Below are 24673 nucleotides of genomic sequence, written 5' to 3'. Positions count from 1 at the left end.
AATCAAACCATTTAGCTTTAACGCTAAAATGCTGCGCCCGTATTATTAAAATAGTAATGGGTGCAGTGAGGCTGTTTTTCAATCACATCACTTCAGTTCGATTTCGACCATTGTTTTTTGCCTTATACAAAGCTTGGTCGGCCCGTGATAATAATCGGTCATAATCATCAACATCACCAGAGTCAGAAACACCAAAACTCACTGTTACGCTGAGGCCTTCTGCAATATTTGAAAAGTTTTTATTTTCAATACATTTGCGTAACTTCTCGCACATTTCTTGGGCCTGCACTGCACTCGTATCGGGAAACACAAAAGTAAACTCTTCGCCACCCCAGCGAGCTACCTCTTGCTCACCTTCGCAGTGCGCTTTAAGAATGTTAGCTATTTCACATATAACCTGATCACCTATGAGGTGTGACCAACCATCGTTAATCCGTTTAAAGTGATCAATATCCATAATAGCGATAGCAAGTGATTTTTTACATGCTTTAAAGTCTGAAAAGTTATCCGCCAGCCAGCCATCAAATGCGCGGCGATTCGGTAAATCAGTAAGCTGATCGTGTGTGGCTTGATACGCAAAGGCACTGGCTTGCTCTTGCAGTGCTTGCGTTTGCTTCACCACTCGACTCGTTAATTCCTTTTCAACTTGTTTATAACGATATAAGCGGTAGCGATAAGCGCTATATATCACCACCACAAAAAGAAAAAACATAAACAACTTAAAGCTTGTTTTTTGCCAAAAGTGCGATTGAATTTCAAAGTTAACGACTTTGTGATTTTGTTGCCAATCAGTATTTGGATAGGCTGCACGTACAGCAAAAGAATACTTGCCCGCAGGTAAGTTAGTGTATTCAGCAGTCGCTATGTGTTGACGGTTGACCCATTCGTTATTAAAGCCTTCCAATTTTGTTTGAAAGTTTAATCGCTGCGGCATAATAAAGCTCAGTCCCGCGTATTGAAATGACAAGCGCGTCACCCCTGGTGGTAAAATAATAGTTTCACCGTCTATAGGTAACGACGTTGGTTTACCATCAACAGAAAAGCTTTCAACAATCGTTGGTAACGCTATTTTAGTGGCTTCTTTTAAGCGTTCCAGTTTTACTGTACTCACCCCTTTTGCGGTAGCAAACCAAATTGTGCCATCTGAATGAGCGGTTGCTGAGGGAGTTGAACCGCCATTTGCTTGTGCACTGTGCATGCCATCAGCCTCATCGTATAATTGAAAGGCGAGCGTACCTCTATTGTTAGATTTTGAATCAAGCAGCTCATTTACCTGCTTATAATTGACTTCAATAATGCCACGGTTACTTGATAGCCAAAGTGAGTCTTTAAACGGCACAATTTGAAAAAGCTTATCAACGGGTAAACCTAATTCACGCCCTAAAATAGTCATCTTTGCGTTTGAATGCTGATAACGAACTAAGCCACGATCGGTAGCCATCCACGTGTATTTATCATCAATGTAAAAGCCAAACGCATATTGGGCGGCAAATTCAGCAGGAAACTCAACAGGATTAAACACGTCAGTTTGAGAGTCATAAACCACGACCCCATTACCGGTTCCTACCCAAATATTAGCTGAGTTGTCTTCACTCAAGGCTAAAATAAACCCACTCGGCAGCTCTTTTTCATTAGTAAATTGGTTTAAGCTACCGTCGGTATTAACGCGTGTCAGCCCCATGGCCGAGCCTATCCATAAGCGATTTTTTGAATCAAAAAGTAAAGATCTTACTTCATTACTACCTAAGCCATTATCACGGTTTAAATAAGGTACGAGTTCGTTATTAACCACTTTTAAAACACCCGAGGTGTATGTGCCTACCCAGACATCACCTTGGTTTTGCTCTAGTAAGCTTAGTATTGAATATGGCGAGCCTTGTTTAGTGCCTTTAATATGGCTGATCTGATTATTGTGCAGCCGATCTAAACCCGTGCTTCCGCCTATCCATAAACTGCCATCAGAATGTGACAATACCGTACGCACATAATCGCTAGATAAGCCTCGCTTTTTGCCCCACGATGAAAACGGCGCTTCTCTTAACCTAAATACACCAGCATTGGTGCCTACCCAAATACTATTTTCTCTGTCTTGTAACAAAGAAAGAATACGGTTAGCGGGTAAAGCATTTTTAGCATCTAATTGCTCTAAACCATCGACGCTAAGCCTAAAAACACCTTTATTAATGGTGCCAAACCACAGATCCCCATGATCATCTTCTAACAAACTGGAAATAGGTTCCGCCTCGAGTTGTGGGTGAGGCGATTCAAATAGCCCACCATTAAGGATTCGTGCCCCTCTTTCACTTCCTATAATGAGTCGACCTTCACGGGTGATTAATAAGGTATATACGGGAGCATCTGGAACCCCTTGTTGTGGCGTCATCAAAGTGGGTTTGTAGTTGACTATTTTATACAGGCCATCACTGGTCGCCGCCCATATAACCCCCTTGGGGTCTTCAATGATTCGATACGCACTGACATTTTGTATTATTGGGATGTCTTGAGTGCTGCTAGCTGAACGATAAAACACACCATCATTCTCAAGCGCTAGCCACAAGTTATCATTTTTACTTTTAAATATATGATTAACCATCGCTTGGGCAGGTGGTTGCGTGTCCCATTGGCGATGTTGATATAGGCTAATACCGCCACGCGCTCCTGCAATAAGTAAACCGCCATCAGATGTAGGGGTTAGCGCACGTACGCCTGAGTCAGGCAAGTCAGTAATTTCGGAGCGAGTAAATAACTTAAACTCTTGGCCATTGAAGCGGGCAAGTCCTTCCCAAGTACCCACCCATAGATACCCATCTTGTGTTTGTGCAAGGCTATTAATGCTATTGTGAGGAAGACCCGTACGTGTATTCCAGGTTTCAAAAAAATAATCACGTAACGGCAAACGAGTCTGCTGTTGTGCGTCAACAGAAACAGAAAAAATCACCAATAAAATACATAAAATCACTAAGCGATTCATCAGATATTGCCTTTATAATTATTAATTTTTATATTTGGATAAGTTTAGAGCGACAATTTAAGTTAAAAGCACTGCTGGTAAATAATAACATAAAACTTACAACTTTTTAATTAATTATTATTACTTAAATTATTAAATGTATACTGCAATTGCTTTATAAATTTAGCGACATGAAGCCCATCCAACAACGCATGATGAACATCAATAGCGAGCGGCATTTTACCTGTCTCAGTATTGTATTGGCCAAACACAAATTTAGGAATACCATTACTTTGACCGTGGGTAAATGCATGTGAAAAGCTGCTAAAGTTTAACCAAGGTAATACAGAAACATGAATTAAATCTGCTTGCCCTTCAGTTGCTGCAAACGCATCAGAAAACAGTGGGTTTAATTTTGTGGCATTGCTAATAGCTTTCGCCTCACGGGCAAATTCATTTAACGACTCGTGTAATTTAAAATAACTAAAGCGAAACGACTCGTCATCGGCAAGCTCGACTACACTTGCCCGCGTAGCACTTAAGTAACAAGGTTTTTGGTTAATAATGCGCAGCATCATCGGCTCATACTTATGACAAACTTTTAATAAGCAATAAATATAACCATGAAAAAAAGCAATATTAGCTTGTTTACAGGCGATATATAACTTTTTCGCATTCAGTTGTACGCACACATTAAAATAAGGCTGAGTGAACTGCTGAAATAACTCAAAGTGTTGCTTTCGAGGCCATTGCTCAAAATCAAGAGGGGTAATAGAAAAATCAGTAGAGGACATAAAATATAGATAAAGTGTAAAACTAAATTTTACCGTGCTTTATCTATATTCGCATTAACTAAAATGACGCTTTGGGTGTAGTTATACTAAAGTCTTACATAAGGTATAAAAAAGGAGCGTATTTCGCTCCTATTTTAAATCGAGTGGAAACTTAAAGTCCGTTTTCAATAATTTCTTGTGCCAGTTCATCGGCAATTAAATGGGTTGATTTTTGCTCTTTTTCACTACGGGTAAAAATTTCACTCAGTGTATCGTAAATTCTTTCTACGTGTTTATTAGAAGCCTCTTTACTGTAACCCTCTGGTGCAGTTTCGTAATAAACGTTAATAATACCACCTGCATTTATTACATAATCAGGCGCATATAAAATACCTTTTTCACGTAAAATTTCACCATGGCGTGATTCAGCAAGTTGATTGTTTGCACAGCCTGCTACTATCGTTGCTTTTAAGCGTGGGATTGTTGTGTCATTAATAGTGGCACCTAATGCACAGGGTGCATAAACATCCACATCTAGGTCGTATATTTCATCAATACCAACTGCAGTTGCGCCAAAATCATTTACTACACGTTCTACTGCAGCTTGATTAATATCGGTAACAAATAACTCAGCACCAGCTTCAAACAAATGTTTACATAATCCATAAGCTACTGCACCTAAACCTTGCACCGCAACTTTAATACCAGAAAAGTCTTGAATACCGCGTTGATGGTTAAGCGCTGCTTTCATGCCCAAAAACGTACCATAGGCTGTAAACGGCGAAGGGTTACCACTTTTTCCTTCAAGACCTAGCACGTAATTTGTTTCTTTGTTCATTAACGCCACATCATCACAGGTAATGTTTACATCTTCTGCTGAGTAGTAGCTACCATTTAGTCGCTCTAACTGGCGACCAAATGCGCGAAATAACTGCTCAGATTTGATTTCTTTGGCATTACCAATAATAACCGATTTACCACCACCAAATGGCAAGCGTGCTACGGCATTTTTATAGGTCATCCCTTTTGATAAACGCAGCACATCATATACTGCATCTTCATCGTTAACATAATCCCACATTCTACAACCGCCTACCGCAGGGCCTAAGTTTGTGTTATGTACCGCAATAATGGCTTTCAAACCAGACGCTTTGTCTGAACAAAAAACCACTTGTTCATGGTTATCAAATTCAACTTGATTAAATACAACCACTTTAAATACTCCGAAAATAATGAGCCCTTTTGGGCAAGCACGCTACAAATTGCCGAGACTTTATCACTTCAGTTAATGGTTCGCCATACCATGAGTAAATAAACCAGATAAAGCGCGTCAAAGTGAAATATAAAACGACTTATCGTTAAAAGTAAGCATAAAAAATCCAAAAATAACCATCTGATTAAGTATTAAAGTTAAAAACACCATTGCAATTAAAGTTTACGCTTACGTGAACGTCACACTGCAGTTATTTGTAAACTTAATCATACACCCTAAAAAAGTACACTACACCTTAAAATACAGTGACTTATACACTAATTGCCTATGCAGCATAAACTGGTCTGAGGTGTATAAGTCTTTGCAAATATAAAAGTAAATAAAAAAGCGAGCACACAGTGCTCGCTTATATGATTGCTTTTTAAGTAAAAATTTACTTCATTTTGCTGTCTAGCTCTTCAATTTTTGCCTTCCAAATAGCAGGGCCTTGGGTGTGTGCATTTGCTCCTTCACTGTCTACGGCAACTGTTACTGGCATATCTTCTACTTCAAATTCGTAGATAGCTTCCATACCTAAATCTTCAAAGGCAACAACACGTGCTTTTTTGATTGCTTTAGATACTAAGTAAGCCGCACCGCCTACCGCCATCAAATACACTGACTGGTGCTTTTTAATAGACTCAACCGTTGCTGGGCCTCGTTCAGCTTTACCAATCATACCCACGATGCCGGTTTTTTCTAACATCATATCGGTAAATTTATCCATACGTGTTGCCGTTGTAGGACCCGCTGGACCTACTGCTTCATCGCCTACTGCATCCACAGGGCCAACGTAGTAAATAAACTTGTTATCAAAATCAACACCTTCAGGTAAACCTTCCCCTGAGTTGATCATATCCTGAAGACGTTTATGAGCAGCATCTCGACCCGTTAAAATAGTACCTGAGAGTAAAACGGTTTCACCCATTTTCCATTCTTTAGTGTCTTCTTTAGTAAGAGTATCTAAATTAACACGGCGTGTACCCTCACCCACTTCGAAAGTCACTTCTGGCCAATCTTCTAATTTAGGTGCTTTTAAATTCGCAGGGCCTGAACCATCAAGGGTAAAGTGAACGTGGCGCGTAGCAGCACAATTTGGGATCATAACCACTGGCTTTGAAGCTGCGTGAGTAGGCGCTGTTTTAATTTTAATATCAACAACCGTGGTTAAACCGCCAAGGCCTTGCGCACCAATACCTAATTTATTCGCACGTTCAAAAATTTCTAAACGCAGCTTTTCTTCTGTTGTTTCTGCGCCGCGCTCAATTAGTTCATGAATATCAACCGGATCCATTAATGACTCTTTGGCCATTACCGCTGCTTTTTCTGCCGTGCCACCAATACCTATACCTAGCATGCCAGGTGGACACCAACCCGCCCCCATTGTTGGTAGCGTTTTTTCTACCCACTCAGCCACATCGTCAGATGGGTTTAACATCACCATTTTACTTTTGTTTTCTGAGCCGCCGCCCTTAGCAGCGACCATCACTTCGACTTTATCGCCTGCAACTAAGTCAATGTGAACCACTGATGGCGTATTATCTTTAGTGTTTTTACGTGTTCCCGCAGGATCTGCAACAATCGATGCACGTAAAGGGTTATCTGGATTTAAGTACGCACGACGCGTTCCCTCATCAACCATTTGTTGTACTGTTAAGTCGGTTTTATCCCAATTAACATCCATCCCTACTTTTACGAAACAAGTAATGATCCCGGTATCTTGACACAGTGGGCGCTTACCTTCTGCCGACATACGCGAGTTAATTAAAATTTGCGCAATCGCATCTTTAGCGGCTTTACTTTGTTCTTTGTTATACGCTTTTTCTAGTGCTTGAACAAAATCAAGAGGATGGTAAAACGAGATATATTGCAAGGCATCTTCAATGCTATCAATAAAGTCTTGCTGACGAATTGTACTCATAGTGGTTCCTTAAGTTGTTGTTACTCACGCTTCACGTAAGCGATATCAAACCCGTGACGGTGGTTCGAACTGTTTTCAACCACAGCGCTCACTAAACGCTGCCAAATAAATTTGACTTATGATACCCTCCCAGCCCGTTTGGAGCCAGTTCTTATAGGGGTAGTAAATGCTAAACAATAAAAAAAATTGTGTTGAATTAGCCATATCACAAAATTGTATTGAGGTATTTTCGCATTTTGCTCATTTGCCTTACGCCATTTTATTAGATTCGGGTGATAGTGATCACATAAACAGTCGTTTTGACATTATTGCGATTGCCCCCCAGAGCACCCTTGAAGTCGAAAATAATCAAAGCGTTTTTAATAACCAGCCAAACATAAAAAGCTGCTTTGAAATAATGAATAATGAACTGGCAAAGTTAGACAGCACTAAAGCCGCCAACAACTTACCTTTTAATGGTGGCTGGCTGGGTTATTTTGGCTATGACTTAGGCCGTACTATAGAGCAACTACCAAGCAGCGCTTTACACGACATAAATTTACCGCAAATGGCGGTTGGACTTTACCTTGATGCACTGATTTACGATAAACAACTGCGCACGTGGTTTTATGTTTCGCAGCCCAATGCAGACCGCCTTTGGCTATATCAGCAATATTTAGCGCAACCACCTAAACACGAGAGCTTTTCGCTTACATCACCGTGGCAGTCAAATATGAGTCAGACTAGCTATAGCGAAAAGTTTGCCGCGATTGAAGAATACCTAAAAAGTGGTGATTGCTATCAAATTAACTTAGCGCAGCGTTTTAGCGCACATTACCAAGGCTCGCCTTGGAGCGCCTATGTTAAATTAACTCAGGCTAATAAAGCGCCTTTTTCTAGTTTTATTAATCATCCTCAGGGCGCTATTTTATCAATCTCACCCGAGCGTTTTATTGCAGTACACGACAATAAAGTAGAAACAAAACCCATTAAAGGGACTTTACCTCGCAAAGAAGATGCCCTTGAGGATGCAAAACAAGCAACCTTACTGGCAAATTCAAGTAAAGACCGCGCTGAAAATGTAATGATAGTAGACCTGCTACGAAATGATTTAGGTAAAGTCGCAAAATCGGGCTCTGTTGTTGTACCTTCTTTATTTGCTATTGAAAGCTTTCCGGCAGTACACCATTTGGTAAGTACAGTTACATCCATCCTTGATGAAGGAAAAACAGCAGTCGATCAACTTGAAGCTGCATTCCCTGGAGGGTCTATTACCGGGGCACCAAAAGTGCGCGCAATGGAAATAATAGAAGAGCTGGAGCCGCACAGACGCAGCATTTATTGTGGTTCTATTGGCTATATTAGCGCCTGCGGTAATATGGATACCAGTATTACTATTAGAACTTTAGTTACACATCAACAACAAATACACTGCTGGGCTGGCGGTGGCATTGTTGCTGATTCAAAAGTCGAATTGGAATATCAAGAAACTTACGATAAAGTAAATAAAATACTCCCTATATTAAATGAGGGTCGCTTTGAATAGTGAAACCATTTCGGCTCGTTTTCAATTAAACCGCAGTTTAACTGTGGATCAGCTCAAAGATAATAAAAAAAAGCGCGCCAGTGCAGTGATGCTACCTTTGATTGATATTGATAATGAAGCACATGTTTTATTGTGTAAGCGGCCAATCTATTTACATCACCACCCTGGGGAGATTTGTTTACCAGGTGGTAAATTTGAAATTAATGATGTTAACCTGCGGACCACGGCACTGCGTGAATTACACGAGGAGCTAAACATTGCCCCGCATAATGTTCAAGTTTTAGGCCAGCTGCCGGAATACTCTACCCTTACTGGATTTACTATACGTCCTTTTGTGGGCTTAATTAAAAAAGAAACGGTATGGGAGAACGATCATAACGAAGTACAAGCCAGCTTTTTACTCTCTATAAAAGCGCTGAACAACGAAGCTAATTGGCAACCAATCCCCTTTGAACGTAATGGAAGAGCCCTAACTTTAAATGGCTTTATCACTCCTCACGGGCTTTTGTGGGGTGCCACAGCCAGCATTATTAAAAACTTTACAAAACAACTCGCCATACCAGTTTAAATCTTTGCTAATAAGGGTTACACACCTGCATTTCCACGTTATTATAGTCGACCGTTCAAAGAACAGCTGAATGCTGAGAAAACTAAGTAGAGACACACATTATGATCAGTGCATTTGATATGTTTAGCATTGGTATTGGCCCTTCATCGTCACATACCGTTGGCCCAATGCGTGCATCACGCTTATTTGTTAATGACCTAGATGAACAACAACTATTAGCAAATGTGACCGATGTAAAAGTAGAGCTTTACGGCTCGCTTGGCCAAACAGGTGTTGGCCACGGCTCTGGTAAAGCAGTGATACTTGGCTTAGCAGGGTATGATCCTGAAACCATTGATGCCGATTTAGTGGATGGCATACTCGCTAAAATTGAAAAAGAACAGGTTATTTACCTAAACCAAACTCACAAAGCTAAATTCCCTAAGCAGGGCGCGATTGTTTTCCATCGCAGAAAGACACTCCCTAAACATTCCAACGCAATGGAAATTATTGCCTATAACAATGGCGAAAAAGTATATAGCAAAGTTTACTACTCTATTGGTGGCGGATTTATTGTTTCGGATGAAGAGTTTGAAAAAGAAAAACAAGCGGCCTTAGATATTCGTGAAGAAAACCCTGCCCCGTTCCCGTTTGGAACGGCTAAAGAATTACTCGAAATGTGTAAAGAGTCGGGTTACAGCGTATCAACGTTAATGATGAAAAACGAAAAAACGTTACGCAGTGAAGAAGCCATTAAAGATGAGCTATTTAATATTTGGCAAGTAATGAAAGCCTGTATTGAGCGAGGTATGCGCACCGAAGGTATTTTACCTGGCGGATTAAAAGTAAAACGCCGTGCGCCAAGCTTATATTTAAAGCTTAATGTAGAAGTGAGTAACGACCCGCTGCGCGCCATGGACTGGGTTGATTTATTCGCATTAGCTGTAAACGAAGAAAATGCAGCCGGAGGACGTGTAGTAACTGCCCCCACAAATGGCGCAGCCGGAATTTTACCTGCAGTATTAATGTATTATCATACTTTTATTAAAGAAGTAGACCGTGATATTGCTACCCGCTACTTATTAACTGCCGCTGCAATAGGCATTTTATATAAAAAGAATGCCTCTATTTCTGGTGCTGAAGTGGGTTGCCAAGGCGAAGTCGGTGTTGCTTGTTCAATGGCCGCAGGCGCACTTACTGAAATTGTTGGTGGTAACGTTGTACACGTAGAAAATGCCGCTGAAATTGGTATGGAACATAACTTAGGGTTAACCTGTGACCCTGTTGGCGGCTTAGTGCAAGTCCCCTGTATTGAACGTAATGCAATGGGCGCTATTAAAGCAATTAATGCGTCGCGCCTGGCTATTCGCGGTAGTGGTGAGCAAAAAGTATCGCTGGATAAAGTAATAAAAACCATGCTCGATACGGGTAACGATATGAAAACAAAATACAAAGAAACCGCTCGCGGTGGACTGGCCGTTAATATTATCGAGTGCTAATTAACCTGAACTCTGGTTAAGAGATTTACTAACATATTGAATCAAAATGATATTTATGTTTATTTTCTCTAGCTAGAGATTTTTAGTGAAAACAAGGCGAAATTACGCGTCAATAGCTCGCCTATTGCAAGTAAATTCAACGCAGTTAGCGCTGAAAATAGCTGCTTGAGATGGATTTATTATCCACAGTTCAGGTTAATTACATAGCACAAAAAAAGCCGCTTAGTTGCAAAACTAAGCGGCTTTTCATTGCTGTTTATGGCGGTTACTTAACCGGCAATTCAATATCAGCAAATAACTTATCAACATCTTCTTGATTACGCAGTAAACTCGCACGCTCTACTCGCTCTTTAGTTAAATGCGGTGCAAAACGTTCGATAAAGTCATACATGTAGGTGCGTAAAAAACTGCCCTTTCTAAAGCCAATTTTAGTCGTGCTCGCCTCAAATAAATGGCTAGCATCAATGCACACTAAGTCGCTGTCGTTTACCTGATCAATTGCCATAGATGCAACCACACCCACACCTAGTCCTAAACGCACATACGTTTTAATAACATCAGCATCGGTGGCAGTAAATACAATATGTGGCTCAAGTCCGTAGGCGTTAAATGCTTTATCAAGCTCTGAGCGACCAGTAAAACCAAATACATAAGTGATCAATGGATACTGCGCTATATCTGCCACCGTTAAGTTATCGGCTTTTTTCGCAAGTGGATGATCTTTAGCAACCACAATACTGCGATTCCAGTGATAACAAGGCAACATAACTAAATCTGAATATAAGTGCAGTGCTTCAGTAGCAATCGCAAAATCTGCATCACCGCGCGCAGCTGCATCCGATATTTGCTGAGGCGTACCTTGGTGCATATGTAGTGACACTGCTGGGTATTTTTGAGTAAAGCCTTTAATTACACTTGGTAACGCATAGCGTGCTTGTGTATGCGTAGTCGCAATATTAAGTTTGCCTTGATCGGGCAGCGTATGTTCATTCGCAACCGCTTTAATACCCTCAACTTTTGAGAGTATTTCGCGTGATATGTTAATGATTTCTTCGCCAGCGCCTGTAACATGAGTTAAATGCTTACCACTGCGGCCAAAAATTTGTACACCGAGCTCATCTTCTAACATACGTACTTGCTTAGAAATACCAGGCTGGGAGGTAAATAAACTCTCAGCCGTAGCTGAAACATTTAATTTATGATTTTGAACTTCTACGATATATCTAAGTTGTTGTAATTTCATGGCTATGTAGTTTCGTTATAATTCACATTGACAGATAAAAACGCACCCTAACTATAGGTAGCTATATAAAAGGCTGATTAAGGTTACACAATGTAACAATTAATATATTGAAATTTCAGGTTAACACAATAAATACACTTGAGGTAGCAATGATTATCAGCAATCGAAACATAACATATTAAGATTTAAACGCTTTATGGTGACGCTTTTTTCAGTTAATCTGAGCAAAGTTTCCCACCTTTTATATATTTAATGTAAGATTAGATAATAAGGTTAAGAACTTGAGAATTATAACATGATCGTTTCCATTATAATTGTATTAATTGTTGCACTTATAGTCATTGCACTATTGGTTAGTGCTGTTCAGCAACACAAAGAAAAACAAGAAGCTGAACGACGCAAAGAGTTAACAAAACAAAAAGCAATCATTGAAGAAACCGAAGAAGCATTAATGAATAGCGCCAACATTCCACTTTCAGAGGCAACTCAGCGAATATTACAACGACGAATTCATGATGCGCTCAGTCAAATGGTGCCTATTTCAAGCGGAGGTAGTGGACTAAAAAACCGCTTAAAAGAAGCAAAAGAGCGACTACAAAACCCAATTCAAGACGGTTCAGATGATTTTGTTTTACCAGGTAATGACAAGCAACTGATATCACTAATACAGGGTATAAAAAAGCTCCGTACTATTATTCGTTCTGAGCATAATAAAGGCAAAGTAGACAGCCAAGCGTTTATTGCAGAAGACAAACGCCTTGAAAAGCTACAACTAAGAATCAACATTGAAAGCCAGATAAAACGTGGTCTAGCAGCACAAACAGCCGGTATGGTTGGCTCTGCAAGGCAGTACTTTGAAAAAGCAGCTTCCACACTTAACAGTGTTTCATTTAATGACGATTACATTACGGCAAAACGAGCTGAAGTTGAAGGCTACCTTGAAACGATAAGTAATGAACTCAAGGCATCAAATGCTACATCATTGAAGAAAAAGAACGAACAAGAGCAAGATGATTTAGACGTATTATTTGCACCTAAAAAGAAATGGTAACATCCTTTCTAAATAAAAAAGCCCATGCAGTTGCATTAACACCACTCGTTTAAGAACGAGTGGTGTTTTTTCGTTTATATCTAACCGGATATTTTTGTGTCTTTGCCAGCACCGCTCGCGGATAAGCTTTTCGCTTTCTTTTCTCCGGTAATATTAGCCGTTTACCGTTTTCACGTAGTTCTTTTAGCTTTTTAGGGATTGTCCCTGGGCTTCGACCTGAACACCATAAAAACTCGTCTTGTATGAGGTATAATGCGTTAATAAAACTGATGCGTAATGGCTCAACTTTATGGGCTTTAGCCATCTCTGCCATTTCTAGTCTCACGATATTATATGATGTCAGAATACCCCAGAGCTCTTGATAAATACCTTCCTGTTTCAAGCTCCGTAATGCTGGTTTATTTGATAGTTGATATTGCTTGAGCTCACCATAGCCTCGCTCTATTTCCCATCGTTGCCAATACACATCGAGTAGCGCTTTCAGCGGGTACTTTTCTGGACAGGCGCATGAGGTGATGAACCCTTTTATTTCCCCTTTAGGTGTCGGAATTTGAATAAGCCTTGCTTGCCATGTATCACCTAGGTAAGGGGCTGATTTCTTAGCTTGTGGTGAAATAGGCATTGTTATTAAGTGGTCGTAATCGCTAAATGACTCCGTTATTTCATAGCGCATTTTGCTTTTGATGGGTGTAAGCCAATGATGGTTTTCGCTAACGCCTTGCCAGCTCGTAAATAGTTCAGCCGAAAAGAAACCTCTATCAAATAGCGTCAATGAATAGTCAGGTGCTGAGCCAACAAGCTGTTGAGCATAATGAATTTCACTTTGAGTAATGGGGCCAAACGCTGCATCGGATATTAAATGCGTTCTTGTCGACATCAAGGTCACAGCAAGTACTGAGGGGAAGTTTGTTGTCGATTTAGCATAGCCAAAGTGACGGTTACTCGGTGTATCTTGAGTTTTAAATTGTGTACCGTCAATGCTGAGCAGCTTTAAACCACACACGTCATCAAAAGTTTGCGACTGCTCCCACTGCGTTGCTGTATGTTTAAAAAGGTGTTTCATAGGTGCTGCGCCTAGCTTTTCTTTCCCTTTTATAATACTGCTCGTCGCCAATGGTGGAAGCTCTCCTTTAGCGTCAGGAAAAGCGAGCTCTAGTTTGTCACAGACTTCAGATATTGAGCGGTTTCTTAATAAACCAATCCCTAATACAAGCCAAGCAGCTTGCTCGGCGGGGAAACGTCGTTTACGCACAGAGGCTCTCCCTGTTTGAGTAACGGCTGCTTCAATCCACTCAAGGGGAATATGCTTAGTAAACGAATCAATATCACGATCTTGGCTAAACTCAGTAGTAAGGTGTAATTCTTTAATAAATTCAGACATAAAAATAGGCCACAACTTTTGTTGTAGCCTATTATGAAGCCTCTGAAAGATCGTTCAATTAACTTAAACGATCCGCATTAATGCAGTTGCATGGGCTTTTTTTTGAATAGGATTTTGCCTCACTTTGTGTTTACATACTAGAACATATACATATTCTAACAAGCTGCCTGCATTAAGATAAAAATGCGAACTTAACAATAAACAAGGCCGTTAAAATCCAGACACTAATGCTTACCTGATCTTTTTTGCCACACAGCACTTTTACCGCCGTATAAGAAATAAAACCAAGTGCAATACCGTGTGCAATTGAGAAAGTCAGCGGTGTCATTAATAATACAACACTCACCGGAATTGCATCAGTCATGTCGTCCCAATTTACAAACTTTAAGTTTTGTAGCATCAATACAGATACATATAAAATAGCTCCCGCGGTTGCGTATGCAGGCACCATTTGAGCTAAAGGCGCAAAAAACATCATCAGTAAAAAGCAGCAACCCACAACCACAGCGGTCAAACCAGTTCGACCACCAACAGATACACCTGCAACAGACTCAATGTATGACGTGGTTGTTGAAGTACCGAGCATTGCACCTGCAATGGTAGCTGTGCTGTCGGCGCTTAATGCACGACCTAAACGCGGCATATTACCGTTTTTATCTGCTAAACCAGCTTTCTGAGTTACCGCAACTAACGTGCCTGAGGTATCAAACAAATCAACGAATAAAAACGCAAAAATAACACTCAACATCGACAGTTCAAACGCGGCACTAAAGTCCAGTTGCATAAAGGTCGGCATGATAGAAGGTGGCATTGCAATAACACCATGATACTCCACTAACCCCATAGACACAGCAATCGCGGTGACTAGTAAAATACTGATCAGTACGCCACTTTTAAAATCGCGATAAAGCAGTGCAGCAATAACAAAAAAGCTGAAAATAGCCAATAAAGGACCCGGCGAGGTAATATCACCCAACTGCACCAGTGTTGCAGGACTTGATACAATAATACCGGCACTTTTAAGTGCGATGAGAGCTAAAAATGCGCCAATACCCGTTGCTATTGCTTGCTTGAGCACCAGAGGGATTGCATTAATAATCCACTCTCGCACCTTAAATAAGCTTAGAATTAAAAATATACACCCTGACATAAATACCGCACCCAACGCAGCTTGCCAGCTATAACCCATACCTAATACAACACCATAGGTAAAAAATGCATTTAATCCCATACCCGGTGCCAATGCCAGTGGGTAATTGGCCCACAAACCCATAATAAAACACCCTATTGCAGCTGCAATACAGGTGGCAACAAAGGCAGCACCTTGATCCATACCCGCTTCAGCAAGCATAGCTGGGTTAACGAATACGATATAAACCATCGTAATAAATGTAGTCATACCGGCAATACATTCACGGCGAACCGAAGAATCATTTGCACGGATTTTGAATAAGGCTTCGAGCATAATAAACTTGTGGTTGTAAAAAGTGGCGAGATTTTAGCATAAAAATAACTTTTTAGAGGACATTTTACCTTGCTATATACTAAACTAGCTAAGTGATTAAAATAACAAACGAAGTAGCATGATCAAAACGACACCAAGTGGCCAAGACTTAGAGCAACAATTAGACAACATTCTTTCTTTTGTAACGCAACCAAGCGATGCAAATCTCCCTGCGAGCTCTAAAAACACCGATCAAGACACATTAAATAAAGCCCTTTATTACCTTAAAAATGAACAAGGCGCCTTAGCCGCAAAATGGATGCGTTTGGCAGCAATGGCAGGAAATTATCGCGCGCAGTTTTATTTAGGGCTGTTTTTTATAAAAGGACAAGGTGTGCCGCAAAGTGTATTTCATGGTGCTGCGTGGCTTAGCTTAGCCGGTAGTCAAGGCTATGAACCTGCCATAGAAGCAATGAGCGATATACGAAAACATATTAATACCAAACGACTTAAAGATGCTCAATGCTACGCAGCCAGCCTGTATGAACAAATTCACCAGTTACAATTCTCACATTTGATCCCTCCTAGTAGCGAAAAATAATTTCACTGCCCAGCAACTCATTTCATCTGTAAATTAATTAAGCGTTTATAGCCAAAACAAGCACGCTTAATTAATTTAAACTACTGTATACCCCCTGTTCATCTGTATTTATTTGTTCCCAGCCTTAAAATTAATTCTGTGGGCATTAACTTTCAATAAAAATTAAACCATTGTTATATATAGATTATTTATATATTTATAGTAACTGTCGCGTTTTAAGATGAATAACTGTACAAAAAATAGCAAAAAAACACTTGCACCAAACAACTGTATAAACTACTGTATGAATGTACTGTATAAAAACCCAGTGAGTGAGAAGATTATGTTACAGCCAATTACCGTAAGAACAGTTAAAAGCTATCAACAAGATGACCAATCAGATTGTGTTAACGTTATACAAATTGAAGATGAAATTTCAGCAACGTTTGAGTTATTAAAAGTATTACACCAATACAACAGCCTAAACGCATGGACACTGTTAATAGCACCAGATAACGTACCGAGCAAAGCGCTACTTGATTCATGCTCAATTGATACCAGTAAATTACTGGTTATTCGTCAAAAACATTTAGTTAATTTAGAGTATGTTTTAAATTCTGCACTTCACAATGGAAATTTTGCTGCGGTGATCACCTGGACTGACATAATAAATAACCAACAACTGTCGCAGTTATCATTAAACTTGAGCCATACGCGCACTAAGTTGTATTGCTTTAGCAAAAAAAGCGCTCATTCTGAGATTTCACTTACGCAATAAGCTTGATAAACTAGCGTTTTAATACACAGTACATTTATCATGACTTCTAACGCCCTATTATGTTTTTGTGGCAGTCAGCAACCTTATGCTGATTGCTGCGAGCCTTTTCATTTAAAAACCAAACAGCCACACACACCAGAGCAACTTATGCGTGCACGCTACAGTGCTTATGCTGTTAAAAACGCGGTTTTTGTTCGTGAAAGTTATGCAAAAGAAAAACAAGCTGAAAACTCAATTTCAGAAATTAAAGATTTTGCAAATAGTTGCCGTTTTATAAACTTAACCATATTAGACTCTGGTTATAATGATGAAACAGGGTTTGTTACATTTAAAGCTCACTACTTTTATCAAAATTTATATTGCGAGTTGGCAGAAAATTCAAGGTTTATTAAAGAAGATGGACAATGGCGATACCTTGATGGTGAGATTACACCGGTTGCCGATATTAAAGTAAAACGCAATGATACGTGCCCTTGCGGCAGTAATAAAAAGTATAAAAAGTGTCATAGTGTATAAATAACAGCTACAAAAAATGGGCCACAAGGCCCATTTTCAAAAACTACACTAAACGCAAATTAGCGTTTTACTCGCCATCATCTTCATCGAAATCTTGACGCTGTGCAGGTCTTGCTAAAATCTCTAAGTAAAAAGAAGTTAAACCTTGCTTTTCAATTTCACTGATGTGATTGTTAATTTCAGCAACGTGAACCACTTGGGCTTCTTCAACCGTGTTACCAAACTTACAATCAAATGCCCAGTAGTCGGCATCAACAGGTAAAGTTTTATTACGTTCTCTTTTCAAATATTTTTTCACTTCATGCTTTGCAGCATCAACCATACGAGGGTATTTGATTTTCTCATGATTCAGCGTGAATGTTTTCTTCATTACGTTCCTAATTACCTTGGTTTAATGATAATGGCATTTAATGTCATACCATTTGCGCCATTATAGCAATTGCATTTAAATTTTGGATGCTTTTTTTATATTAAATCAGTTATTAAAATAAAGCATCTATAAAATCAATAGTTACTTTCTACTATAAACTCAGTTTATTACAATCAAATGGCATCTATAAAATCAATAGTTACTTTCTACTATAAACTCAGTTTATTACAATCAAATGGCATGTATAAAGCAGCAATTGAACACATATAGTTAGGCACTAAACAAATGTAATGGCTGGTGGATAGCTTCATTTTGTAAATCATCATAAAATGCCACCGCATCCATTTGAGGGTTTGATAGCTCGGTGTTGGTATTTTGAATTCGTCGACGGACTGCTAGTTCACAGTTATCAATGACAGTCAGTGGAATGTGGTTTTTATCATCACGAATATTAAATGGCTCAGGCTTTAAGCACTGAGTTAACTTTATATCACTCATCCCTACAGCGCTTCCCATTTTTGCTAAAAGCTCTGTGTTATTTTTACCAATTAACATATTAAAGGTATCTGGCGCTAATGGCTGCTTTGGACCTGCGCCAAATTGTTTACGCAAAGCATCTTCATCAGCTTGATAATGCTTAGTGTCACTTTTGGGTAGGTGGAATTCACTAAAATCGAGTGCATCGTGAGAGAGCATTGCTAATAAAAGTGCAAACTCGCCTCGGCGGTTTTCGTGCACACTTTCGTTAAGCCTCGTTTTTAACTGGCTCTCCGTGATTAACAAATCACCAATCTGCATAGACTTTAGCCTATTTAACTAATTAATAAGTATTTATCGGCTAAATTTGAATTTTCTTTAGCTTTTTTCTTTACTTAAATAAGAAGTTTGCTATTATCTGCCGCGTTGCATTGGAGGGGTTCCCGAGCGGCCAAAGGGATCAGACTGTAAATCTGACGGCTCAGCCTTCGCTGGTTCGAATCCAGCTCCCTCCACCACTTTTCTTAGGCTAAGTTAAGTGGGGCCAAATGCAATAACAGTTAGTGTGGAGGGGTTCCCGAGCGGCCAAAGGGATCAGACTGTAAATCTGACGGCTCAGCCTTCGCTGGTTCGAATCCAGCTCCCTCCACCACTTCTCTACCTTATTTCTTTTTATTCAAATACCCACTGTAAACTCATACCATGATTGTTTAACCAGTTACTTGCTTGTTTATAATCTGAATAAAATAATCCCACAAGTTGCCAAAATTGAGCGCTGTGATTTAAATATTTTAAATGTGCTAATTCATGAACAATCACATAGTCAATGACCCATGTCGGTGCACTTGCCAAGTGTAAGTTGAAGGTTAGTTCACGCCTGCGATTACAACTACCCCAGCGACGTTTATACAATTGAATACGAATATTACTCGGTAGCTTTTCACCCATCAGCTGACAATAATCGTTAACTCGCATTTCAATATAACTTTCTAATTTCTCATGCAAAAACTGTTCTAGCAAACTTTGATACATTTGCGTTTGATGCTTTACACGTGAAGAAATACTCAGTAACAGCGTTTGGCTTTCATTGTGCTGCTGCCATTGAGTGCGTGCTGCGTTTTCAAATTGCACATTAACAGCTTCATTAAATAATTTAATACTCTGGGTTTTGAGTGGAAACTGTCGTGTATCGGCTTGAATTTGTTGCTTATGTAACTGAGCATCAATCCAGTCCTGTTTACTTAACAGCCATTCATTAATTTGTGTTTTCGTTACAAAATGGGGCGCATATACCGTAAGCTCACGTTGTGCAACTTTGATAGCCACTGTTTTTCTTCGCTTACTACGCTTTAAAGTGTAATCCAACAATGAATGCTGCCTATTTATAATTAACCACTGGGTTTTATTTTACCTTGTACCATAACGGCTAATCTATAAATAATCCCCACTAAATGCCATTTTAATAACAATGCATTTAGTGCTACTCAATAAATAGTATGGTTTAGAGCTTAAAACACTTACGTTACTTTTGTTATTTATAACTCAATACCTTGTGATTATTATTGTATTTTATATTAGACTGAATTTAAGAGTTATTATGTGAATGATTGATGTTAGCTAATTTTTTTATAAACGAACCAGATCCAAGCCTAATTATTAATGGTGTATACGACCCAAGTTTAGTGACACTATCTATACTCACCGCAATTTTTGCAGCTTATTTTTCTTTGCACGTTCTCGATTTAGCAAATAATACACATTTTAAATCTTATCGAAAGTTAGCCAATATAACCGCAGCCTTAGTCCTTGCCGGCGGGATCTGGAGCATGCACTTTATTGCAATGCTCGCATTTTCTTTGTGCACTACAATTGAATACGACCCCACACTCACTTTTGTATCGTTTATACCGGCTTTACTGGCATGTACCATTGCTTTTTCTTGTTTGAAAACATATAGCTCTCGCCCTCGTATTATCAATTTAATTCTAAGCTCTCTTTTATTTGGCGCGGGTGTTGGCACCATGCATTATAGCGGTATGGCCGCGATGCAATTAAGTCCTTTACTTCGTTATGATCTAATATGGTTTGGCGCTTCAATTGTTGTTGCAGTGCTGCTGTCTTTTATAAGTCTTTATGCACGTTTTCATTTACCAGCACACTTTAAAAAATTAACGCCTATGCATAATCGTATTATTTGTGCCCTTATTCTTGGCCTTGCCGTGGCTGGTATGCATTTTATGGGCATGGCCGCTACGCGATTTATTGCAACAAGCCCGATAATTAACGAGCAAACAAACCAATCACATCTAACCTTTATTGCTATTAGTGTGTCGTTCGCCACGCTTTTATTAACAGCGGTGGTTGTGATCATCAATGGCATGATCCGTTACAGAATGCTGTTGGGGAAAAAATCAGCTGAAGAGTCTCGCCTTGATGCTATTTTATCAACTGCCATTGACGGCATCGTTACTATCAATATTAAAGGCACTATTTTGAGCTTTAATAAAGCCGCAGAAACAATTTTTGGCTGGCAAGATAATGAGGTCATTGGCCAGAATGTAAAAATATTAATGGCTGATGATATTGCGAATCAACACGATGCTTTTTTAAAAAATACAACAAACCATGAGGTAAAACGTGTTATTGGTGTTAATCGCGATGTGTGGGCAAAACATAAAAATGGTCATCAATTTCCAATTCGCTTGGGGATTGGTGAAGTAAAGCAATTACAAACTGAAACATTGTTTGTGGGCTTTATTACCGATTTAACTGAACAAAGAGCGTTACAACAAAGCTTAATTGAAAAAGAGCGACAATACCGTACCTTGATGAACAATATGCCCGGTGTGGTATTTCGCTGCTTGTTAGATGAACACTGGAGTATGTTGTTTATCAGCCCTAGCGTCTATGAACTAACGGGTTATCGCGCTGAAGAATTTACTGAGCAGCGTATTACCTTTGCCGAGCTTATTGTTAAAGAAGATGAAGCAGCGATTTCTTTAGCGATTGATCAAGCAGTTGCATCGACCAGTCAATACTCAATTGAGTACCGCATTCGCCATCGCAACGGCAATATTATTTGGGTACTCGATCAAGCAAGCATTATCACTAACTCTAAAGATGATACACGCTGGATTGATGGCGTTTTAATTGATATAACCAAGCGCTATGAATATGAGCAAAGCTTAAAGCAAGCTAAATACGAGGCTGAAGCAGCCGTGCAAGCTAAACAGTCTTTTATGGCAAATATGAGCCATGAGATACGTACCCCTATGAATGCAATTATTGGCTTTAGTGATATTTTAATGGATAGTCCGCTTAATAAAGAACAACAAAAACAAATTATTACCGTTAATAACGCTGCGCGTTCTTTATTGCATTTACTCAACGATATCCTTGACTCAGCAAAGCTAGAGAAAGGTAAACTCGAAATTCAAAAAGTACATTTTAACTTGCAAGAATTGCTTGATAATATTGTGTCGACATTTTGGCTTGATGCAAAACGCAAAGACTTACAGCTCATTTTAAAAATAGCTGACAATGTAAATCCATTTTATTTTGGTGATGATACGCGTTTACGCCAAGTGCTAACCAATTTAATCGGCAATGCGATAAAGTTTACTGAGCAAGGCCATGTTACTGTTTCGGTTACTCATAAACCCAATCAACCCATTTTATTTGAAGTACAAGACAGCGGTATAGGTATCGAAAAAGGTCGCCTTGAGGCTATTTTTAAACCCTTTGAGCAAGCAGATGCCACCACAACACGCCGATTTGGTGGCACAGGGCTTGGCACAACAATTAGTAAGCAGCTGGTTGAATTAATGGGTGGCAAAATATACGCACAAAGTACCCTTGGTCAAGGTAGCTGCTTTTCCTTTACTGTTGGGCTTGAGCCAGGCGAAAAAAGTCAGGTGCAAGCCATTAGTAAAAATGCATTTAGCTTACCCCCATTAAAAATCTTAGTGGTGGATGATATTGAACAAAATATCGAACTACTCACAATTATGCTTTCCCAAGCAGGCCATCAGGTAAGTAAAGCAAATAATGGTTTTGAGGCCATTGACATGTTTAATCAGCATCGCTTTGATATTATCTTAATGGATATTCATATGCCTAAATGTGATGGGATCAGTGCCACAGCATCAATTCGCTCTTTAGAGCAGCAAAAACAACTAAAGCACACGCCAATAATTGCCTTAACGGCCAGTGTGCTGCAGCAAGATAAGCTAACAGCCAAACAAGCGGGTATGAATGGTTTTACAACGAAACCCGTTGACATAAACCAACTCAACCAAGAAATAGCGCGGGTGCTTGGGCTTACTATCAGCCAGTTAGTAACTAACGATCCAATAGATTCAAAACTTCGTATAGATTTTAATAAAGGCGAAAAAATGTGGGGCAGCAAAGAGAAACATCTCAAAGAGGTTGTACTCTTTTTAGCTCAGCATCAAAATAGTATGCAAACCTTGGCGGCCACTAAGCTAAACGATAAACATCATGCTCATATTTTGCATAATTTAAAAGGTCTTGCCGGTAATTTAGCGCTCAATAATTTATCTTACTTAGTTGCTCAAGCTGAAAAGCAACGTGATATAGCCAGTTATACCCAGTGCATATTACAATGCCAGCAAGAGTGGCAGCAGCTAGCAGTTGAATTATCACACTTAGAAATTGCTCCTAAAGAGAATGAATTACAAAAAGAAACCGTGTCAGATGCTGAATTTATTCACCAATTAACGCTTTTACTCAGCCAAGCTAAACGAGCAGAATTGGATGATGCGTTACTAGGTTATATCGAAAAAATAACGCCAGAACAGCACAAAGCTGCTATTTTAAATATTTGTGAACAGTTTAATGACTTTGAATTTGATAATGCACAAACACAGCTCAATGCATTATTAATAACACTCAATAATTAGCCCTTCTGAGGATGACGATGGATCAATCGATAAGTCAGGCACGAATATTAATCGTCGATGATGAACCTGCAAATTTAAAAGTAATGCGCGAGGTTTTAGCGAGTAACTACCGTTTGTCGTTCGCTAAATCTGGACCTCTAGCACTGCAATTAATAGAAAACGATCCGCCAAAACTCATTTTACTTGATGTAATGATGCCTGATATGAATGGCTTTGAAGTATGTAAAATTTTAAAAGCTAATCCTAAAACCGCGCATATTCCGGTGATTTTTGTCACCGCACTCACGCAAGAACAAGATGAATCGGAAGGGTTTTCGCTAGGTGCGGTTGACTACATAACTAAGCCTATTAGCCCTGCGATTGTAAAGGCAAGGGTAAAAACTCATCTTTCTTTAGTACAAGCCGAGCAGCTAAAACAAGCACATGTAGATTTAGTTGAGCGATTGGGTCGTGCCGCAGAGTACAAAGATACCGATACGGGTGAGCATATTGCACGAATGAGCCAATACAGCAAAGTACTTGCTTTAGCGTTGGGAATGAATGAACAACACGCAGAATTATTGCGCCAAGCTGCGCCAATGCACGACGTAGGAAAAATAGGTATTCCTGATTCTATACTGCTAAAACCTGGCAAATTAACCCCCGACGAATTTGCACACATGAAAGAGCATGCCGCTATAGGGGCTAAAATATTGGCTAACTCACCTTCCCCCTTACTGCAACTTGCCCATGTGTTGGCTATTGAACATCATGAAAAATGGGATGGCACAGGTTATCCTAATGGATTGAAAGGCGAGGAAATCTCCATTGAGGGACGGATTGTGGCGATTGCTGATGTATTTGATGCACTCACATCAAAACGTCCTTATAAAGAACCTTGGAGCATTGAGCAAACAGTAGAGCATATGCAGCAACAAGCAGGAAAACATTTTGACCCACAGCTGGTTAAGCTTTTTATTAGCAAAATAGACGCTATTTTGGCAATAAAAAAGGCTCATCAAGAGCGCGTTTAATTTAGCTTCTTTTGGCGTTGTGAGAGCCTAATGCTACAGCCGGAAAATGCTGTTTTATAATGCGGTAGTCATGGGAAGTGATCTCATGGCTATTCCCACTGTTATCTTTAAAATACATAGAAAAAGTCACGCCATGATCAGCCAGTATCGTTTTAATTTTAAGCTGCTCAAAATGTGCTAACCACGCTATAAATTGCTCACCGGTTGCAGCAAAAGCGATTCCTTTACTTGGCCCTGACGCCTCAAATAAAGCTAAACGAGTCGATGCGTTTTCATCTTCAAGCGTTAAAGGGCCTTTGCCTTCTTCATTCCAAAATGCTAACCCCTCTACTACGGTAAAACCAAGCACCTTTTCATACCAATCAATGGCTTGGCTGAGGCTTTCAACATTTAAATGACAATGATCAATACCGCTCAATTTTGGCCTCACT

At 39.6% G+C, this 24673-nt stretch carries 20 protein-coding genes and 2 tRNA genes; 11 read left to right on the top strand and 11 right to left on the bottom strand.

Annotation, left to right across the window (positions count from 1 at the left end):
• Positions 1-82 precede the first annotated feature (82 nt).
• The 4 genes from LOC50_RS05135 to LOC50_RS05120 all read right to left on the bottom strand — a co-directional run bounded on the left by LOC50_RS05135 (position 83) and on the right by LOC50_RS05120 (position 6896).
• Positions 83-2971, bottom strand: a complete 2889-nt coding sequence (locus LOC50_RS05135) for a ligand-binding sensor domain-containing diguanylate cyclase (RefSeq protein WP_250653730.1) — start codon at positions 2969-2971, stop codon at positions 83-85.
• A 110-nt stretch (positions 2972-3081) separates the two neighbouring features.
• Positions 3082-3744 carry a CatA-like O-acetyltransferase gene (locus LOC50_RS05130; RefSeq protein WP_008112770.1) on the bottom strand — a complete coding sequence of 221 codons (663 nt, stop codon included), beginning with the start codon at positions 3742-3744 and terminating at the stop codon, positions 3082-3084.
• A 151-nt stretch (positions 3745-3895) separates the two neighbouring features.
• On the bottom strand, positions 3896-4936 hold the full coding sequence (locus LOC50_RS05125) for a Leu/Phe/Val dehydrogenase (RefSeq protein ID WP_008112772.1): 1041 nt from the start codon (positions 4934-4936) through the stop codon (positions 3896-3898).
• Positions 4937-5369: 433 nt separating this feature from the next.
• Positions 5370-6896 carry a fumarate hydratase gene (locus LOC50_RS05120; protein ID WP_008112774.1) on the bottom strand — a complete coding sequence of 509 codons (1527 nt, stop codon included), beginning with the start codon at positions 6894-6896 and terminating at the stop codon, positions 5370-5372.
• Between the two features lie 166 nt (positions 6897-7062).
• On the opposite strand from LOC50_RS05120, the gene pabB reads away from it, so the two are divergent.
• From pabB to LOC50_RS05105, 3 genes are all read left to right on the top strand, one after another.
• On the top strand, positions 7063-8421 hold the full coding sequence (gene pabB / locus LOC50_RS05115) for an aminodeoxychorismate synthase component I (protein WP_076922521.1): 1359 nt from the start codon (positions 7063-7065) through the stop codon (positions 8419-8421).
• Positions 8414-8989 (top strand): NUDIX hydrolase, encoded by a 576-nt coding sequence (locus tag LOC50_RS05110; protein WP_069439638.1) that lies wholly within the window; start codon positions 8414-8416, stop codon positions 8987-8989. Before pabB ends, LOC50_RS05110 begins: the two co-directional genes overlap by 8 nt.
• 101 nt (positions 8990-9090) lie before the next feature.
• A complete protein-coding gene (locus LOC50_RS05105) occupies positions 9091-10467 on the top strand; it encodes an L-serine ammonia-lyase (protein ID WP_250653729.1) in 1377 nt (458 codons plus the stop codon).
• Between the two features lie 265 nt (positions 10468-10732).
• On the opposite strand, the gene cysB is transcribed toward LOC50_RS05105, so the two are convergent.
• A complete protein-coding gene (cysB, locus tag LOC50_RS05100) occupies positions 10733-11710 on the bottom strand; it encodes an HTH-type transcriptional regulator CysB (protein ID WP_036982269.1) in 978 nt (325 codons plus the stop codon).
• A gap of 295 nt (positions 11711-12005) precedes the next feature.
• On the opposite strand from cysB, the gene LOC50_RS05095 reads away from it, so the two are divergent.
• Positions 12006-12761 (top strand): hypothetical protein, encoded by a 756-nt coding sequence (locus LOC50_RS05095; protein WP_250653728.1) that lies wholly within the window; start codon positions 12006-12008, stop codon positions 12759-12761.
• Between the two features lie 49 nt (positions 12762-12810).
• Here the strand turns inward: LOC50_RS05095 and LOC50_RS05090 are convergent, their stop codons facing one another.
• Positions 12811-14142, bottom strand: a complete 1332-nt coding sequence (locus LOC50_RS05090) for an IS4 family transposase (protein WP_250653727.1) — start codon at positions 14140-14142, stop codon at positions 12811-12813.
• A 172-nt stretch (positions 14143-14314) separates the two neighbouring features.
• Complete coding sequence (locus LOC50_RS05085) at positions 14315-15607, bottom strand: NCS2 family permease (RefSeq protein WP_008113045.1); 1293 nt, start codon at positions 15605-15607, stop codon at positions 14315-14317.
• 118 nt (positions 15608-15725) lie between these two features.
• On the opposite strand from LOC50_RS05085, the gene LOC50_RS05080 reads away from it, so the two are divergent.
• The 3 genes from LOC50_RS05080 (at position 15726) to LOC50_RS05070 (ending at position 17460) form a co-directional block, all read left to right on the top strand.
• On the top strand, positions 15726-16187 hold the full coding sequence (locus LOC50_RS05080; protein ID WP_214552619.1) for an SEL1-like repeat protein: 462 nt from the start codon (positions 15726-15728) through the stop codon (positions 16185-16187).
• 322 nt (positions 16188-16509) lie between these two features.
• Entirely contained in the window at positions 16510-16944 is a 435-nt protein-coding gene (locus tag LOC50_RS05075; RefSeq protein WP_250653909.1) for a SulA-like leucine-rich domain-containing protein, read from the top strand.
• 39 nt (positions 16945-16983) lie between these two features.
• Entirely contained in the window at positions 16984-17460 is a 477-nt protein-coding gene (locus LOC50_RS05070; RefSeq protein WP_250653726.1) for a YchJ family protein, read from the top strand.
• Positions 17461-17527: 67 nt separating this feature from the next.
• Here LOC50_RS05070 and LOC50_RS05065 read toward each other — a convergent pair whose 3' ends face one another.
• The gene (locus LOC50_RS05065; protein ID WP_036982253.1) at positions 17528-17830 is read right to left on the bottom strand and encodes a DUF6172 family protein; all 303 of its coding nucleotides are present in this window, start codon (positions 17828-17830) and stop codon (positions 17528-17530) included.
• Between the two features lie 270 nt (positions 17831-18100).
• Positions 18101-18628 carry a VC2046/SO_2500 family protein gene (locus LOC50_RS05060; protein ID WP_036982252.1) on the bottom strand — a complete coding sequence of 176 codons (528 nt, stop codon included), beginning with the start codon at positions 18626-18628 and terminating at the stop codon, positions 18101-18103.
• Between the two features lie 112 nt (positions 18629-18740).
• Here LOC50_RS05060 and LOC50_RS05055 point away from each other — a divergent pair.
• Positions 18741-18825: transfer RNA gene (locus LOC50_RS05055), tRNA-Tyr, on the top strand.
• Between the two features lie 49 nt (positions 18826-18874).
• Positions 18875-18959 (top strand) — tRNA-Tyr (locus LOC50_RS05050).
• A gap of 20 nt (positions 18960-18979) precedes the next feature.
• Here LOC50_RS05050 and LOC50_RS05045 read toward each other — a convergent pair.
• Positions 18980-19672 carry a M48 family metallopeptidase gene (locus tag LOC50_RS05045; RefSeq protein ID WP_250653908.1) on the bottom strand — a complete coding sequence of 231 codons (693 nt, stop codon included), beginning with the start codon at positions 19670-19672 and terminating at the stop codon, positions 18980-18982.
• Between the two features lie 245 nt (positions 19673-19917).
• Here LOC50_RS05045 and LOC50_RS05040 point away from each other — a divergent pair, with 245 nt between their 5' ends.
• Complete coding sequence (locus tag LOC50_RS05040) at positions 19918-23229, top strand: PAS domain S-box protein (RefSeq protein WP_250653725.1); 3312 nt, start codon at positions 19918-19920, stop codon at positions 23227-23229.
• Positions 23230-23246: 17 nt separating this feature from the next.
• The gene (locus tag LOC50_RS05035) at positions 23247-24242 is read left to right on the top strand and encodes a response regulator (protein WP_250653724.1); all 996 of its coding nucleotides are present in this window, start codon (positions 23247-23249) and stop codon (positions 24240-24242) included.
• Position 24243: 1 nt separating this feature from the next.
• On the opposite strand, the gene LOC50_RS05030 is transcribed toward LOC50_RS05035, so the two are convergent.
• Entirely contained in the window at positions 24244-24672 is a 429-nt protein-coding gene (locus LOC50_RS05030) for a VOC family protein (RefSeq protein WP_250653723.1), read from the bottom strand.
• Position 24673: the final 1 nt, after the last annotated feature.

Origin of the sequence: Pseudoalteromonas sp. SCSIO 43095 (genome assembly GCF_023650455.1) — a bacterium.
GTDB classification, from domain to species: Bacteria; Pseudomonadota; Gammaproteobacteria; order Enterobacterales; family Alteromonadaceae; genus Pseudoalteromonas; species Pseudoalteromonas tetraodonis.
Note: the sequence above shows the minus strand (reverse complement) of the source record. Positions and strands in the feature narration are given on the sequence as shown.